The sequence below is a fragment of the Actinacidiphila glaucinigra genome (assembly GCF_900188405.1).
Taxonomy (GTDB): Bacteria; Actinomycetota; Actinomycetes; order Streptomycetales; family Streptomycetaceae; genus Actinacidiphila; species Actinacidiphila glaucinigra.
The window spans coordinates 125,044-139,354 of sequence record NZ_FZOF01000005.1; the positions used below are offsets into that span (position 1 = coordinate 125,044).

Consider the following 14,311-nt stretch of genomic DNA (forward strand, 5'->3'; position numbering starts at 1 on the left):
CCACGCGCGCTCAGGGACCGGGCTCGACCGGCTCCTGGTCCCCCGGCCGCAGGCTGCCCCGGTTGGCGAGCCGGAAGAGCAGCGCGATCGAGGGGAAGATGAGGAGTCCGGCCACCACGGCGACGCCGATCGTCACCGCCAGCGTGGCCTCCGGGGCCGCCGCCGCGTCGATCTCCAGATGCGTGCCGAGCAGGTACGGGTACTGGGCGACGCCCCAGCCCAGCACGACCAGGGCGACCGCGGCCGCGGCGAGCCCGCGCAGGAACCGGGTCCGCTCACGCCACACCATGACCATCGTCGCGATCCCGCAGAGGGCGGCCAGCAGCACCAGCGGCAGGGCGCCGTGGCTGAGCCGGCGGAACAGGTGCGGCGCGTCGTGCCGCAGGACGAACACTCCGGCGATGCTGACGGCCCCGGTCAGCACGGCCGCGAGCAGGGCCCTGCCGCGGAAGTGCCGCTGCAGGGTGTGGTCGCGCTGCTGACGGGCGGCGACGTACAGATATGTCGCGGCGAGGTAGGCGCAGACGAGGACGGCCAGCACGCCGCCGAGCACCGAGGTCGGGTTCAGCCAACTGGTGACGGCGTCCCCGTTGCCTGCCGTGGGCACGCGCCCGGAGGCGATGCCCCCGGCGATCGACCCGAAGCAGTAGGGGGTCAGGACGGACGACGCGGCGAAAGCGACGCCGTACAGGCGCTGCTCCGGGGTGCGCAGCGAGGCCTTGCGGAAGGCGAAGCCGGCGCCGCGCAGCACGATCCCGAGGACGGCGATGCCGAGCGGGATGTAGAGGGTCGTGGTGATGGCGGTGAACGCGACCGGGAACCCCGACCAGAGGAAGACCAGGCAGTAGACGAGCCAGGTGTGGTTGGCCTCCCACACCGGGCCGACACAGGTGTCGATCAGATGTCTGGGGCCTCTGCCCCGCGCGGCCCCGCCCGCCGTGAGGTCCCAGAACCCGGCGCCGAAGTCGGCGCCGCCGAAGAGGCTGTAGGCGATGACGCCGAGGAAGAGGAAGGCGGCGACGGCGTCCGGCATCACTCCTCCGTCCCGGCGCGCGCGCCGACGGGCTGCGGGCCGGTGCGCGGACCGTAGGGGACGTCCACGCTGTCGTCGCCCTCGGCCCGCCAGCGCCGCTTCATCGACAGCAGCACCGTCACCGCGCCGGCGCCCACCGCCGCGTAGATGACGACGACCGACCCGAAGAACGGCCACAGGTTGCCCTGGGTGGTCACCGCGTCCCGGGTGAGGAGGTGACCGACCACGGTCCAGGGCTGGCGGCCCACCTCGGTGACGACCCATCCGCTCTCCAGGCAGGCAACGGCGGCGAGCCCGCTGACCGCGCAGCAGCGCAGGAACCACCGCTGCCGGTCCAGGGGGCGCCGCCGCCACCACAGCCAGGCGAACCACACGGCCAGCGCCAGCAGCGCGAAGGAGAGCCCGACCATGACGTCGAAGGCGAGGTGGACGGTGCTGACGATCCGGTCCGAGGGGCGCACGTCGGCGGGGATCGCGTCGAGCCCCTTGATCTCGGTGGAGGGGTGGAAGCCGGCCAGCAGGGAGGCCATGTCCGGTACGGGGAGGCCGTAGCGGACCTTTCCGTCGACGAGCACGCCGCCGAGCGTCTCGGGGACGTGCGTGCCGGTGTCCGGCAGCATCTCGATCGCGGCGAACTTGGCGGGCTCGGCCTGGTAGACGTACCGGGCGATGGTGTCGCCCACCAGGACCTGCAGGGGCAGCGCGACGGCGGCGGTGACGAACCCGATGAGGAACCCCGTGCGGTGGTAGCGGGAGGTGCGGCCGCGCAGCATGCCCACCGCGTAGACGCTCGCCACCGCGAAGCCGGCCACGATGTAGGCGGCGAGCAGCATGTGGAGGAACTCCCACAGGAAGGCCCCGTTGAAGAAGACCTCCGCGGGCTGGACGGCGACGATCGTGCCGTCGCGCATCGTGAAGCCGCCGGGCTGGTTCATCCAGCTGTTGGCCGCGATGACGGCGGCCGCGCCGCCGATGCTCGACAGCGCGACGGGGACGCCCGTCCAGAAGTGCGCCCAGGGCGAGAGCCGGTCCCAGCCGTAGATGTAGAGGGAGACGAAGATCGCCTCCAGGAAGAAGAAGAGCCCCTCGATGGCGAACGGGAAGCCGAACGCCGGCCCGTACCCGCGCATCAGGCCCGGCCAGAGGATGCCGAGCTCGAAGGAGAGGACGGTGCCGGTGATCGCCCCCACGGCGAAGAGCACCGCGGCCACCTTCGACCAGCGCCGCGCGAGCAGCATGGCGTCGGCGTCCCCGCGGCGCAGACCGCGGTGGTTCGCGATGAGCATCAGCGCGGTGAGGGCGACTCCGAACGGCACCAGGATGATGTGGAAGCCCAGGGTGAAGGCCATCTGCTGACGGGCCGGCAGCAGCTGGTCGGGCTCGCCCGCCGAGGCCAGGCCCTGCGCCAGGAGGTCCCAGGCCCCGGTCACCGTCCGCACCGTCCGTCCGTGAGGGGCTTCCGGCCCGGACCGCCCGTGTTCGCCACCGCCATCACATCGACCACGACCCTTTCGCGACAGGACGATCACCTTAGGTCACGACGGTCGGTATGGGTGGTAATGCGCACCGCGGGCGGGGCCGACAACCCGTTCGGTGGCCGCGGGGCTCCGGCCCGGCCGGTCCGCGGCGCGGCGGCGGGCGCTCAGCGCGTGCGTGCGGGTGGGGGCAGCTCGCCCGAACCGCGGGGCACGAGCCGGGTGTCGACCAGGATCGTCCGGGCGCGGCCGCGGTCGCCCCCGAGGCGTTCGAGGGCCGCCGCGCCCGCCGACTCGCCCATGGTGACGGGGTTCTGGGCGACGACGGTGAGCGCGGGTTCGAGGATGCCGGCCATGGGGACGTCGTCGAACGCGACCACGGCGACGTCCTTGCGTCCGCTGCGGGACAGCTCCGTCATGACCCCGATCGTCATGACGTTGTTGCCCGACAGCAGCGCGGTGGGCGGGTCCGGCAGGGCGAGCAGCCGGGCCGTCGCCTCGGCGGCGCCCGCCGGGTCGTGCGCGTCGGCGACGAGGCCGCGGTCGTGGGGCAGGCCCGCGCCGGCGAGCGCCGCGCGGTAGCCGGCCTGGCGTTCGCGGCGCGTGTAGAGCCGGGCCGGCAGGTCGCCTATGAAGCCGATCCTGCGGTGCCCGCCGGCGATCAGGTGGGCGACGCCCTCCTGGGTGCCGGCCCGGTTGGAGCTGACCACGGTGTCGGTGGTGAGGCCGTTGCCGGGCCGGTCGAGGAAGACCACCGGCATCCCGGCGGCCCGGTGGGACTTGAGGTGGGCGTGGTCGGCGCCCACCGCCGGCGCGACCATGAGCACGCTGACCCGGCGGGCCAGGAAGGTGCGGATCAGCGCGTGCTCCCGCTCCGGGTCGTCGTCCGACGAGCCCATCAGCAGGGTCAGTCCGTGGCCGTGCACGGCGTCCTCGATGCCGCCCGCGACGGCACCGAAGAACGGGTTGCCGAGGTCGGGCACCACGAGCCCCACGGTGGTGTCGGGGCCGCCCACCCGCATGCTCCTGGCCATGAGGTTGGGCTGGAAACCGAGCTTCGCCACGGCCTCCAGCACCCGCCTTCTGGTCTCCGGGGAGCTGGGACCGTCCTCGTTCAGCACCCGGGAGACCGTTTTGGCACTGACACCCACCTCGCGGGCCACGTCGGCGAGGGTCGGTCTGCGGGTCGCTGTCATGGACCACCTTTTCTCCGTGTGTCGGCCCCGCGGATGCCGGAGCGCGTCGGTCAGCTCCCCAGGACTCCTGCGGCCGAGGCTGCGTCACTGTCCGCCACGACCGTACCGCCGTCCGGACGCACGCCGAGCGCGCCGGTCATGATGGCCACCACCTCGGCCATGGAGTAGTCCGACGGCTTGATGACTGCCTCCCGCCTGCCGAGCCGGTGGACGTGGACGCGGTCGGCGATCTCGAAGACGTGGGGCATGTTGTGGCTGATGAGGATCACCGGGATGCCCTTGTCCCGTACCCGGCGGATGAGGTCGAGGACCTGTCCCGACTCCTTGACCCCGAGGGCGGCGGTCGGCTCGTCCATCACCACGACGCTGCGCGCCCAGGCCGCGGCGCGGGCGACGGCGACGGCCTGGCGCTGGCCGCCGGAGAGCGTCTCCACCGGCTGTGTGATGGAGCCGACGCCGACCTTGAGCGCGGCCATGTGGTCGGCGGCCTGACGGCGCATCGCCTTCTTGTCCAGGAGGCGGAACACCGAGCCGAGCACACCGGCACGGCGGATCTCGCGCCCCAGGAACATGTTGGACGCGATGTCCATGGACGCGGCGACGGCGAGGTCCTGGTACACCGTCTCGATGCCGTGCGCCCGGGCGTCCTGCGGCCCGGCGAACCTGATGGGCCTTCCGTGCAGCCGTACCTCGCCGGCGTCGGGTACGAAGGCGCCGGTGAGTGCCTTGATCAGGCTGGTCTTGCCGGCGCCGTTGTCGCCGATGACGGCCAGCACCTCGCCCGGCATGAGGTCGAAGTCGGCGTGGTCGATGGCGGTGACGTGCCCGTACCGCTTGACCAGGCCGCGCGCGCTGAGCACGGGTTCGGGGGCGGCGGGGGACGCGGGGGAAACGGGCGCGGCGGACGCCGGGTCGTGGGACGCGGCGTCGTGGGACGCGGCGTCGTGGGGGGCGGGGCCGGTCATCGGGTCCCCTTTCGCGAGAGCTGGTCGACGGTCACCGCGAGGATCACCAGCACACCGGTGACCAGCGTCTGGTAGACGGACGAGACGCCCATCAACTGCAGGCCGTTGCGGAAGACGCCGACGATGAGCACGCCGACGAACGTGCCGAGGACGGTACCCCGGCCCCCGAACAGGCTCGTCCCGCCGAGGACGACGGCGGTGATGCTGTCGAGGTTGTCGGTCTGCCCCGCCTGGGGGTCGCCGACCCCGGTCCGCGACACCAGCAGCAGGGCGGCGACCCCGTAGACGAGTCCGGCCACCGCGTAGACGCCGACGGTCAGCCGGGAGACCCGGATGCCGCTGAGCCGCGCGCTCTCCGCGCTGTTGCCGAGGGCGTAGACATGACGGCCCCAGGCGGTGCTGCTCAGCGCGTAGGCGAAGCCCAGGAAGAGGGCGATGGTGACCAGCGACCCGTAGGTGACGTCCGTCCTGCCGAGCGGGAAGGTGCGGCCCAGCGCGGTGAGCGGTTCCGGAAGGCCGGTGACGGTCTGCTCGTCGGAGTAGATGTGGGTGAGGGCGAAGGCGACGTTGAGCATGCCCAGCGTCACGATGAACGGGGGCAGCGGCACCGTCCGCACCAGCAGCCCGTTGACCAGCCCGAACACCCCGCAGACCAGGATGCCCAGACCGATCGCGAGCAGCGGCGGCAGCGGCCCCTGGACGGCGAGCTTGGCGATGAGGATGCCGCCGAAGGCCATGACCGCCCCGCACGACAGGTCGATGCCGGCGGTGAGGATGATCAGCGTCTGGCCGATGGCGAGCGTGCCGACGACCATGACCTGCTGGAGGATCAGCGAGAAGTTGCCGCCGGAGAGGAACTGGTCGGTGGCCAGGGAGAAGAACACCGAGGCGAGGACGAGGGCCGCGAACGGTCCCGCGGCGGGCGCCGTGAGGAACCGGCGCAGCACGGCCGGTTCCTTGCCCACGGCGGTGAGCGAGGTGGATGCGGTCACGGCTCAGCCCCAGCAGTTCTGCAGGCCGAAGCCGGTGTCCTCGGCCTGCGTGCCCGGCTGCGCCTCGTCGGTGATCAGGGTGACGCCGGTGTCGGTGTAGCCGCTGGTCTTCTTGCCGTCCTTGGCGAACGCGGCCACCGCCTTGACGCCGTCGGCGGCCATCTTCAGGGGGTACTGCTGGGAGGTCGCGGCGATCCTGCCGTCCTTGACCGCCTGCACGCCGGTGCAGCCGCCGTCGATGGCGACGATCATCACGTCCTTCTCGCGGCCCTTGGCCTTGATGGCGGTGTACGCGCCCAGCGCGGCGGGCTCGTTGATCGCGTAGACCAGGTTGATGTCCGGCGCCTTCTGCAGGCAGTTCTCCATGGCGGTCTGGCCCTTGGCCTGGTCGCCGCCGGTGTCCTGGGAGCAGACGATCGAGGGGTCGGAGGCGCTGACGCCGAAGCCCTTCACGAAGCCCTCGTGGCGCTGCACGCCGACCGACACACCGGGGGCGAGGTCCAGCGTGGCGATCTTCGGCGTCTTGCCTGCCATCGCGGCCTTGGCGTACGCGCCGATCAGCTCGCCGGCCTTCACGTTGTCGGTGGCGAAGAGCGCGTCGGCGGCGTCCTGCGGCTCCGGTGGGGTGTCCAGCGCGATGACGAGCACGCCCTTGGCGCGTGCCTTGGCGATCGCGGGGACGATGGCCTTGGAGTCGTTGGGGGTGATGAGCACGCCCTTGACGCCGGCGGCGACCATGTTCTCCAGCGCGGTGACCTGGCTCGCGTTGTCTCCGTCGAACTTGCCCGCCGCGGTGGTCAGTTCGACGTTCTCGCTCTTGGCGGCCTGCTCCGCGCCCTGCTTCATCTTGACGAAGTAGGGGTTGGTGTCGGTCTTGGTGATCAGGCCGACCTTCACCTTGCCCCCGGACGGGGAGCCGCCGCCGGAACCGGAACCGCACGCGGCCAGTGACAGGGCGAGGCCGGCGGCACCGATGACGAGGACCGGACGGGCTCTACGGGACATCTGCGACTCCTACGGGATGCAGTGAGCGGGGACAGCCGTATGGCGCTGCGTCGGCGAAGGATCTCGCCAGGAGGGTGCCAACGTTGACACATGTCATCGTTGACACCGCTTGCGGAGGATGATGGACTCCCGCTCCGGCAACGTCAATGCCCCTGCGGAGAAAGCCCGTTGGCGGGACGGGGAGCCCGCCCCGCACTCCGCCCCGGGCCACCGCCGGGGTCCGGCCCGCGTCCCCGTCCCCACCTGGAGGAACCTCCCCATGCAGCCGCGTCAGGTCACCGTGCTCGGAGAGTGCGTCGCCGATGTCTTCCCCGAACCCGGGTACGGGGAGGTCCCGTCCGGTGCGCAGGGCCGCTCCCCGGACCCCTCGCAGGGGCTGCGGCTGCGCGTCCTGCCGGGCGGCGGCCCGGCCAACACCGCTGTGGGCCTGGCCCGCCTCGGCACACCGACCCGGCTGCTGGCGCGGCTGTCCGGGGACGTCTTCGGCCGGCTGTTCCGCGCCCACCTGCTGGAATCCGGCGTCGACCTGTCGGCCGCCACGGCCGCTCCCGAACCCAGCACGCTGGCGGTCGCCGACGTGGACGGCGACGGGCAGGCCGCGTACTCCTTCCACGCCGAGGGCACCGCGGACTGGCAGTGGACGCGCGGGGAGCTGGACCGCGCCGCCCTCGGTGACCCGGCCTGCATCCACTCCGGTTCGCTCGCCCTGGTCAGGGAGCCGGGCGCCGCGCTCGTGGAGGAGGTCCTGGCCGGGGCGCGACGGCATGCGACGGTCAGCATCGACCCCAACGTCCGGCCCGCCCTGGTCGATCCACGGGTCTACCGCGACCGGATCCGGACGTGGTGCGCGACGGCGGACATCCTCCGGCTGAGCGAGGACGACCTCGCCGTACTGGCCCCGGACACCCCGCCCGAGGCGGCCTGCGACGGCTTTCACGCGGCGGGGGCCCGGCTGGTCGTGGTCACCCGCGGCGCGCGGGGCGTCCTCGCCTCGCTCGAGGGCAGGCGGATCTCCGTACCCGGTGTGCCGGCGCGGGTGGTCGACACCGTCGGCGCCGGGGACTCCTTCACCGCGGGGCTGCTGCACCATCTCGGCGGCCGCGGGCTGCTGGGCGGCCGGCTCGACGGCCTGCGGATCGAGGACGTCCTGGCCGCCTGCGCATACGCGACGCGGGTGGCCGCGCTGACCTGCGCGGTCCCGGGGCCGAACCCTCCGTGGGCCCGCCAAGTCGATTCGGACGGCGTCGAGTTGACCGCCCGTCCGGGAGCCTGACCGGAGGCGGCTGATCCTGTGCGGGGCGTTGACGGCTCCCCGGCAGGGGCCCATCATCGGTCATCGATCGGATGTCAGCGATGACATATGTCAACGATGACATCACCGGCGTGCAGAGAGTGGGTTCACATGCGTCGAAGAGTCGGGGCGCTGCTCGTCGCCCTGATCGCGAGCCTGGCCGCGTTACTGCCGGGCACCCCCGCGGTCGCCGGGACCGTGGGGGACTACGCGGAGTTCCCGTATCCGGCCACCACCTACAGCGAGCCGTTGCGCGGCCAGTTCCACTTCAGCTCGCAGTCCGGCTGGATGAACGACCCCAACGGCCTGGTGTTCGCCAACGGGCTCTACCACTTCTTCTACCAGCACAATCCGCACGGCCTGGACTGGGACACCATGCACTGGGGCCACGCCACCAGCCCCGACCTGGTGCACTGGACCCAGAAGCCGATCGCGCTCGAACCCGGCGTCCACCCCGGCACGCTCTTCTCGGGCGGCGGCGTCGTGGACAAGGACAACACCTCCGGGCTGAAGACGGGTTCCCTGGACCCGATCGTGGTGTTCTCCAACACCGACGGCGTGAGCGTCTTCTACAGCAACGACAACGGCCGGACGTTCCAGGCGTACGACAAGGGCCGCAAGCAGATCGAGATCCCCGTCGAGAGCCGTGACCCCAAAGTGTTCTGGGACGCGGCACGCCACCGCTGGGCCATGGTCGTCTGGTCCAACCAGGGCGGCAACGGCGTGGACGTCTACACCTCCCCGAACCTCCTCGACTGGACCTTCGCCAGCCGCTTCAGGGCACCGTGGCTCTTCGAGTGCCCCGACATGTACCCCCTCGCCCTGGACGGCCAAGCCGGGCAGCAGCGGTGGGTCCTGACCTCCGCGTCCAGCCAGTACGTCGTCGGCTCCTTCGACGGCACGACCTTCCGCACCGACTGGACCGGCCCGCAGCAGATGGACCTGGGCACCACCTTCGCCGGGGGTACCTTCTACGCCGCCCAGACGTTCGCGGACACGCCCGACGGCCGTACCGTGCAGATGGCCTGGCAGGGCGGCAACCGCGGCAGCACCTGGACGGGCAACTCCACCTTCCCCGTCTCCCTCGGCCTGGTCAGCACCCCGGACGGGCCGCGGATCACCCGGACCCCGGTCGCCGAACTCGCCTCGCTGGGCTCGGAGACCCGGAGCTGGAAGAGCCAGACGGTCGACGCGGCCAAGGGCGGCAACCTCTTCGGGGACATCAAGGCCGACACGTACGAGATCACCGCCCAGTTCGACGTGAAGGGCGCGACCGCGACGGAGTTCGGCTTCGACCTGCACGCCCGCTCCGACGGCACCGCCGACCGCAGTGTCGTCTACGACACCAGGGCGCAGACCCTGCGCGGCAAGCCCCTCAAGCCGCGCAACGGCAAGGTCACGATGCGCCTGCTGGTGGACCGCGGGCAGTTGGAGACCTTCGCCGACGGCGGCCTCTACTCCCTGTCCGACAACGTCGACTTCGACTCCGCCGCCGACAGCCAGGGCATCCGGCTCTTCGCCGTGGGCGGCAAGGTGAAGCTGGACTCCGCGACCTTCACCCGGCTCAACACCAGCTGGGGCACGGCCCAGTCCACCCTCGAGAGCAACCTCAAGGGCCCGTGGCACGCCGCGGGCGGGGCATGGACCGACGTCAGCGGCGGCAAGCGCGCCTCGGCCGGCGGGGACGGGTTCTACCTGAGCGGGAGCAGCGGCGGTGACGCCGTCTACCAGGGCGACCTCACCCTGGACACCGCGCGGGCGGCGGGCCTGACGTTCCGCGCGAACGCCCAGGGCGCGGGCTACACGGCGAACATCGACACCAGCGGCGTCCTGAAGCTGTGGCGGCCCGGCCGGGACATCGCGACCTACGCCACCCCGATCACCAAGGGCCGCGCCTACCACCTGAAGGTGCAGACGGCCGGCCCGCGCATCCGGGTCTGGCTGGACAACGGCACCGACCCCGTCATCGACGCCACCGACACGACCTACACCTCCGGCGTGTTCGGGGTGAACGTCTTCAGCGGCACGGCGACGGTGCAGAACCTCGACACCGGTACGGCCGGCTTCTCGGCCTTCCCCGCCGGCAGGTGGTCCCCGCGGGGCGGCACCTGGACGGTCACACCGTCCGGGCTGAGGGGCAGTTCGCCGCAGGACGGCTTCTACCTCAGCGACCGCACGGGCGGTGACTTCACCTACGAGGGGGACCTGTCCGTCACCAACGGCACGGCGGCCGGCCTGACCTTCCGGGCCCGCGACGACGGCGCGGGCTACACGGCGAACATCGACACCAGCGGTGTCGTCAAGCTGTGGCGGCCGGGCCGGGACATCGCGACCCATGCCACGCAGATCGTCGAGGGCCGCACCTACCACCTGAAGGTGCGCACGGACGGCTCCCGCATCCGGGTCTGGCTCGGCGGCGCCGCCGATCCCGTCATCGACGCCACCGACGACGCCTACGCCACCGGTCTGTTCGGGGTGAACGGCTTCGCGGCGAACACGCGGGTGCAGAACCTGAGCATCGGCTGACCCACCGGGACCGCTCCGGAGCAGGCCGCGGCGGCCGGCTCCGGAGCGGTCCTGCGACCGTACCCATTTCCAACGTTGAACACGTTCCGGTTCGCCGTGAGGGCATCCCGCACACCCCCAACCTGCCGCTTGTCAGGGCCACTTCATACCCCTCACCCCGGCCCCGTGATCCCCTTCCGCTCAGTGCCCGCAAGGGCACACAGGGCTGCATGCCGCGTTTCCACCTGACCCGACGGCCCGCTGACGAGGTTCGACGCGAGGTCTGGACACGGCGTCAGGGCCCTGCTTTCATGCTCTCCGCGCCGAGAATTTCCAACGTTGTACAACCGCGTTCCCGGCGCGCAGCGCTCTTGGTTCCAGGCACCGCGCACTCCTGACCCGCAACTTTCCCGTCAAGGCGTCGACGACTCCCACGGAAGGTGCACCATGAGTCCTGGCCGACGACGTACCAACGGCTTTGCTCGGTTGATCGCCCTGGTGGCGCTCCTCCTCGGAGCGGCCCTGCTGACGCCGGTCACGGCGTCCGCCCGGCCCCCCGCCACGACCGACGTCCCCACCGACGTCACCGCCGCCTCCGCCGACGCGGGCCTGCGCGGCGACTACTACCGGATGTCCAGCGGCACGGCCCTGGACTTCGCCCGGTACACCGGCACCCGGATCGACAGCTCACTCCACGTGGACGACCTGCTGCCCACCCTGCGCGCCTACGCCGGGACCACGGACAACGTCGCCGTGCGCTGGACGGGCCGCCTGGAAGTGCCCGCCGACGGCACCTACACGTTCTACATCAAGGGCGACAACGGCTTCCGCATGTCCCTGGACGGTGCGAGCGTGATCGACCACTGGACCACCGACTGGGACGTCCAGACGACCTCGCAGCCGATCACCCTGACCGCCGGACTGCACGAGCTCGCCTACGACTACAACCAGGGGAACGGCGGCGCCTACCTGCACACCGAGTGGTCGGGGCCGGGCTTCGACCGCCGCCCGGTACCGGACTCGGCGCTGCACCTGCCGGCCGGTTTCACCCCGGCGGACGCCGAGGCGTCGGTCGCCACCACCGGCCGCACCGCCACCGTCGAGCTGGACTCCCCCGTGACCGCCCTCCCCGAAGACGCGGCCTCGCACCTGGCGCTGCTGTCCGGCGGCACCCGCTGGTCCGCCACGGTCTCCCGGGACCCCAGGCACCCCACCCGGCTGGTGCTGAAGCCGGCCGAGTCCGACTCCCCGGTCTCGCTCCACGCCGACGTGCGGATCAGCTACGACGGCAGGGCCGGCATCACCACCGCCGACGGCGAGCTCGGCCCCTTCTCGGTCGTCGCGCGCAACGACTCGACCTGGTACTTCCAGACCAGATGGGCCAAGGACGTCTCCCCGTCCCGCCCGCTGCCCGACTACCCGCGGCCGCAGCTGACCCGCGAGAAGTGGAAGAACCTCAACGGGACCTGGCAGTTCCAGCCGACCGCCCAGGACGCGGCGCTCCCCCAGGGCACACTGAGCGGCAGCATCGTCGTGCCCTACCCGATGGAGTCGGGCCTGTCGGGCGTCGCCCGGCACCACGACTGGTCGCTGTACCAGCGCACCTTCACCGTCCCCGACGACTGGCGGGTCCGCTCCGGCAACCGGCTGAAGCTCAACTTCGGCGCCGTGGACTACGAGGCCTGGGTGTACGTCAACGGCCGCGAGGTGGCCCACCACACCGGCGGCTACCAGGCGTTCGGCGCCGACGTCACCGACGCCCTTTCCGGGCGCGGTCCGCAGACCCTGCTGGTGAAGGTCAAGGACACCACCGACGACCGCTACGCGCTCGGCAAGCAGTCCCGCACACCCGGGGGCATCTGGTACACGCCGAGTTCGGGCATCTGGCAGACCGTCTGGATGGAGCCGGTCCCCGAGGCGTCGGTCGACTCCCTGGTGCTGACCCCCGACGTCGCGGACTCCTCGCTCGCCGTCACCGTACGGCCGGGCGCGGGCACCTCGCCGGGCGCGAAGGTCACCGCCACCGCGTACACCCGTGACGGGCGCAAGGCCGGCTCGGTCACCGGCGCCGCCGGCACCGCCCTGCGGCTGCCCGTCCCCCGCGCCCACCTGTGGAGCCCGGACGACCCGTACCTCTACGACCTCGAGGTCACCCTCACCGACGGCCGCGGCAAGGACCGCGTCGGCTCCTACTTCGGGATGCGGTCGATCGAGGTGTCCCCGGCCGGCGGCACCAACCGGATCAAGCTCAACGGCAAGCCGGTGTTCGTGCTCGCCACCCTCGACCAGGGCTTCTGGCCCGACGGCCTCCACACCGCGCCGACCGACGAGGCCCTCAAGTACGACCTCGTCCAGCACAAGAAGCTCGGCTTCAACGCGGTCCGCAAGCACATCAAGGTCGAGCCCGCCCGCTGGTACTACTGGGCGGACAGGCTGGGCCTGATGGTGTGGCAGGACATGCCCAGCCGCGGCACCGCGGCCGCCGGCACCCCGGAGACCGAGACCTTCGTCGACCAGGTCCACCAGATCGTCGACCAGCACATCAGCACCCCGTCCGTCCTGGTGTGGACGCTGATGAACGAGGGCTGGGGCGAGTGGAGCAGGCAGGCCACCGGCGAGCTCGCCGACGCCGTCAGGCAGCAGGACCCCTCGCGTCTGGTGGACGCCCACTCCGGCGTCAACTGCTGTGCCTCCAAGGGCGACTCGGGCCGCGGTGACCTGATCGACTTCCACGACTACCACGGGCCCGCCAGTCCCGCCCCGGACGACACCCGCGCCGCCGTCGACGGCGAGCACGGCGGCTACTCCTACCTCGTCCCCGGTCACATCCTCGGCACCGCGGGCGGCCAGGACTACGGCGACGCCGCCCACAGCAAGGAGGAGCTGACCGCGGCCTACGTGGAGAACACGCGCAAGCTGCTCCGCCCGGCGGCCTGCGGCCTGTCCGGCTCGGTCTACACGCAGATCACCGACGTCGAGGGCGAGCTCAACGGCCTGCTCACCTACGACCGCGACGTGGTCAAGGTGCTCCCGGAGCAGGTACGGGAGGTCAACCGCCAGGTCATCGCGGCCGGCGCCGCCGCCGGCGGGGCCGACGTGCCGCCCGGCACGCCAGGACCGAACGGCGTCGGATGGTGGCCGCTGCACGAGGGCTCCGGAACCGTCGTCAAGGACGTCGCCGGGGACCACGACGGCACGCTGAGCGACGGTACGAGCTGGACGACCGGTCCGAACGGCGCCGCCCTGCAGTTCGACGGCCGCACCGGCTCCGTCGACACCGGAGCCGCCGTCCTGGACACCGACGGCCACGACTACTCGGTGGCCGCCTGGGTCCGGCTGGACGACAAGGGCCACTTCAGCACCGCGGTGTCCGTCGACGGCGACACCAACAGCGCCTTCTACCTGCAGTACTCGCAGGCCGACAAGCGGTTCGCGTTCAGCTTCGCCGGCAGCCGGGCCCTCGCGGGCACCATCGGCGAGCCGGAGGCGGGGCGCTGGTACCACCTGGTGGGCAGCTACAGCCACCGCGACGGCCGGCTGCGCGTCTACGTGGACGGCGACGAGTCCGGTTCCGTCCGCGGCTGCAACGCCGAGGGGCCCTCGGGCCACCTGGTGATCGGCCGCGGCAAGTACGGCGGCAACCGCGTCGACTACTGGGGCGGCGCGATCTCCGACGTGCACGCCTACGACCGCGCGCTGAGCGCCGCCGAGGTGGCGTCGCTGGCCGCGGGCGAACCCGCCGTCCCGGCGAAGCGCTGACAGAGCACCGACCATGAGCGGCCCGCCCCGTCACGGGGCGGGGCGGGCCGCCTCCGGGGCCGTCCCCCCGGGGCGACGGCAGGAACCACC

Annotated in this window: 9 protein-coding genes; 3 read left to right on the forward strand and 6 right to left on the reverse strand. The window is 72.0% G+C overall.

The window, feature by feature from the left end; genetic code table 11:
• Window positions 1-10: 10 nt before the first annotated feature.
• The 6 genes from CHF15_RS11725 to CHF15_RS11750 all read right to left on the reverse strand — a co-directional run bounded on the left by CHF15_RS11725 (window position 11) and on the right by CHF15_RS11750 (window position 6,666).
• Window positions 11-1,033, reverse strand: coding sequence for a cytochrome d ubiquinol oxidase subunit II (locus tag CHF15_RS11725; RefSeq protein ID WP_089223668.1), 1,023 nt, complete (start codon window positions 1,031-1,033; stop codon window positions 11-13).
• Window positions 1,033-2,463 (reverse strand): cytochrome ubiquinol oxidase subunit I, encoded by a 1,431-nt coding sequence (locus CHF15_RS11730; RefSeq protein ID WP_089223982.1) that lies wholly within the window; start codon window positions 2,461-2,463, stop codon window positions 1,033-1,035. Before CHF15_RS11730 ends, CHF15_RS11725 begins: the two co-directional genes overlap by 1 nt.
• Window positions 2,464-2,675: 212 nt before the next feature.
• Window positions 2,676-3,704 carry a LacI family DNA-binding transcriptional regulator gene (locus CHF15_RS11735; protein WP_089223669.1) on the reverse strand — a complete coding sequence of 343 codons (1,029 nt, stop codon included), beginning with the start codon at window positions 3,702-3,704 and terminating at the stop codon, window positions 2,676-2,678.
• Window positions 3,705-3,754: 50 nt separating this feature from the next.
• Window positions 3,755-4,669 (reverse strand): ATP-binding cassette domain-containing protein, encoded by a 915-nt coding sequence (locus CHF15_RS11740; RefSeq protein ID WP_245938786.1) that lies wholly within the window; start codon window positions 4,667-4,669, stop codon window positions 3,755-3,757.
• The gene (locus tag CHF15_RS11745) at window positions 4,666-5,661 is read right to left on the reverse strand and encodes an ABC transporter permease (RefSeq protein WP_089223670.1); all 996 of its coding nucleotides are present in this window, start codon (window positions 5,659-5,661) and stop codon (window positions 4,666-4,668) included. The genes CHF15_RS11740 and CHF15_RS11745 overlap by 4 nt, the downstream gene beginning before the upstream one ends.
• Window positions 5,662-5,664: 3 nt before the next feature.
• Window positions 5,665-6,666 (reverse strand): sugar ABC transporter substrate-binding protein, encoded by a 1,002-nt coding sequence (locus CHF15_RS11750; protein WP_089223671.1) that lies wholly within the window; start codon window positions 6,664-6,666, stop codon window positions 5,665-5,667.
• A gap of 259 nt (window positions 6,667-6,925) precedes the next feature.
• On the opposite strand from CHF15_RS11750, the gene CHF15_RS11755 reads away from it, so the two are divergent.
• The 3 genes from CHF15_RS11755 to CHF15_RS11765 all read left to right on the forward strand — a co-directional run bounded on the left by CHF15_RS11755 (window position 6,926) and on the right by CHF15_RS11765 (window position 14,221).
• Entirely contained in the window at window positions 6,926-7,939 is a 1,014-nt protein-coding gene (locus CHF15_RS11755) for a carbohydrate kinase family protein (RefSeq protein WP_089223672.1), read from the forward strand.
• 129 nt (window positions 7,940-8,068) lie between these two features.
• Window positions 8,069-10,483: a glycoside hydrolase family 32 protein gene (locus tag CHF15_RS11760; protein ID WP_089223673.1), complete on the forward strand. Its 2,415-nt coding sequence runs from the start codon at window positions 8,069-8,071 to the stop codon at window positions 10,481-10,483.
• Between the two features lie 426 nt (window positions 10,484-10,909).
• Window positions 10,910-14,221, forward strand: coding sequence for a LamG-like jellyroll fold domain-containing protein (locus tag CHF15_RS11765; protein ID WP_089223674.1), 3,312 nt, complete (start codon window positions 10,910-10,912; stop codon window positions 14,219-14,221).
• The last annotated feature ends 90 nt before the right edge of the window (window positions 14,222-14,311 follow it).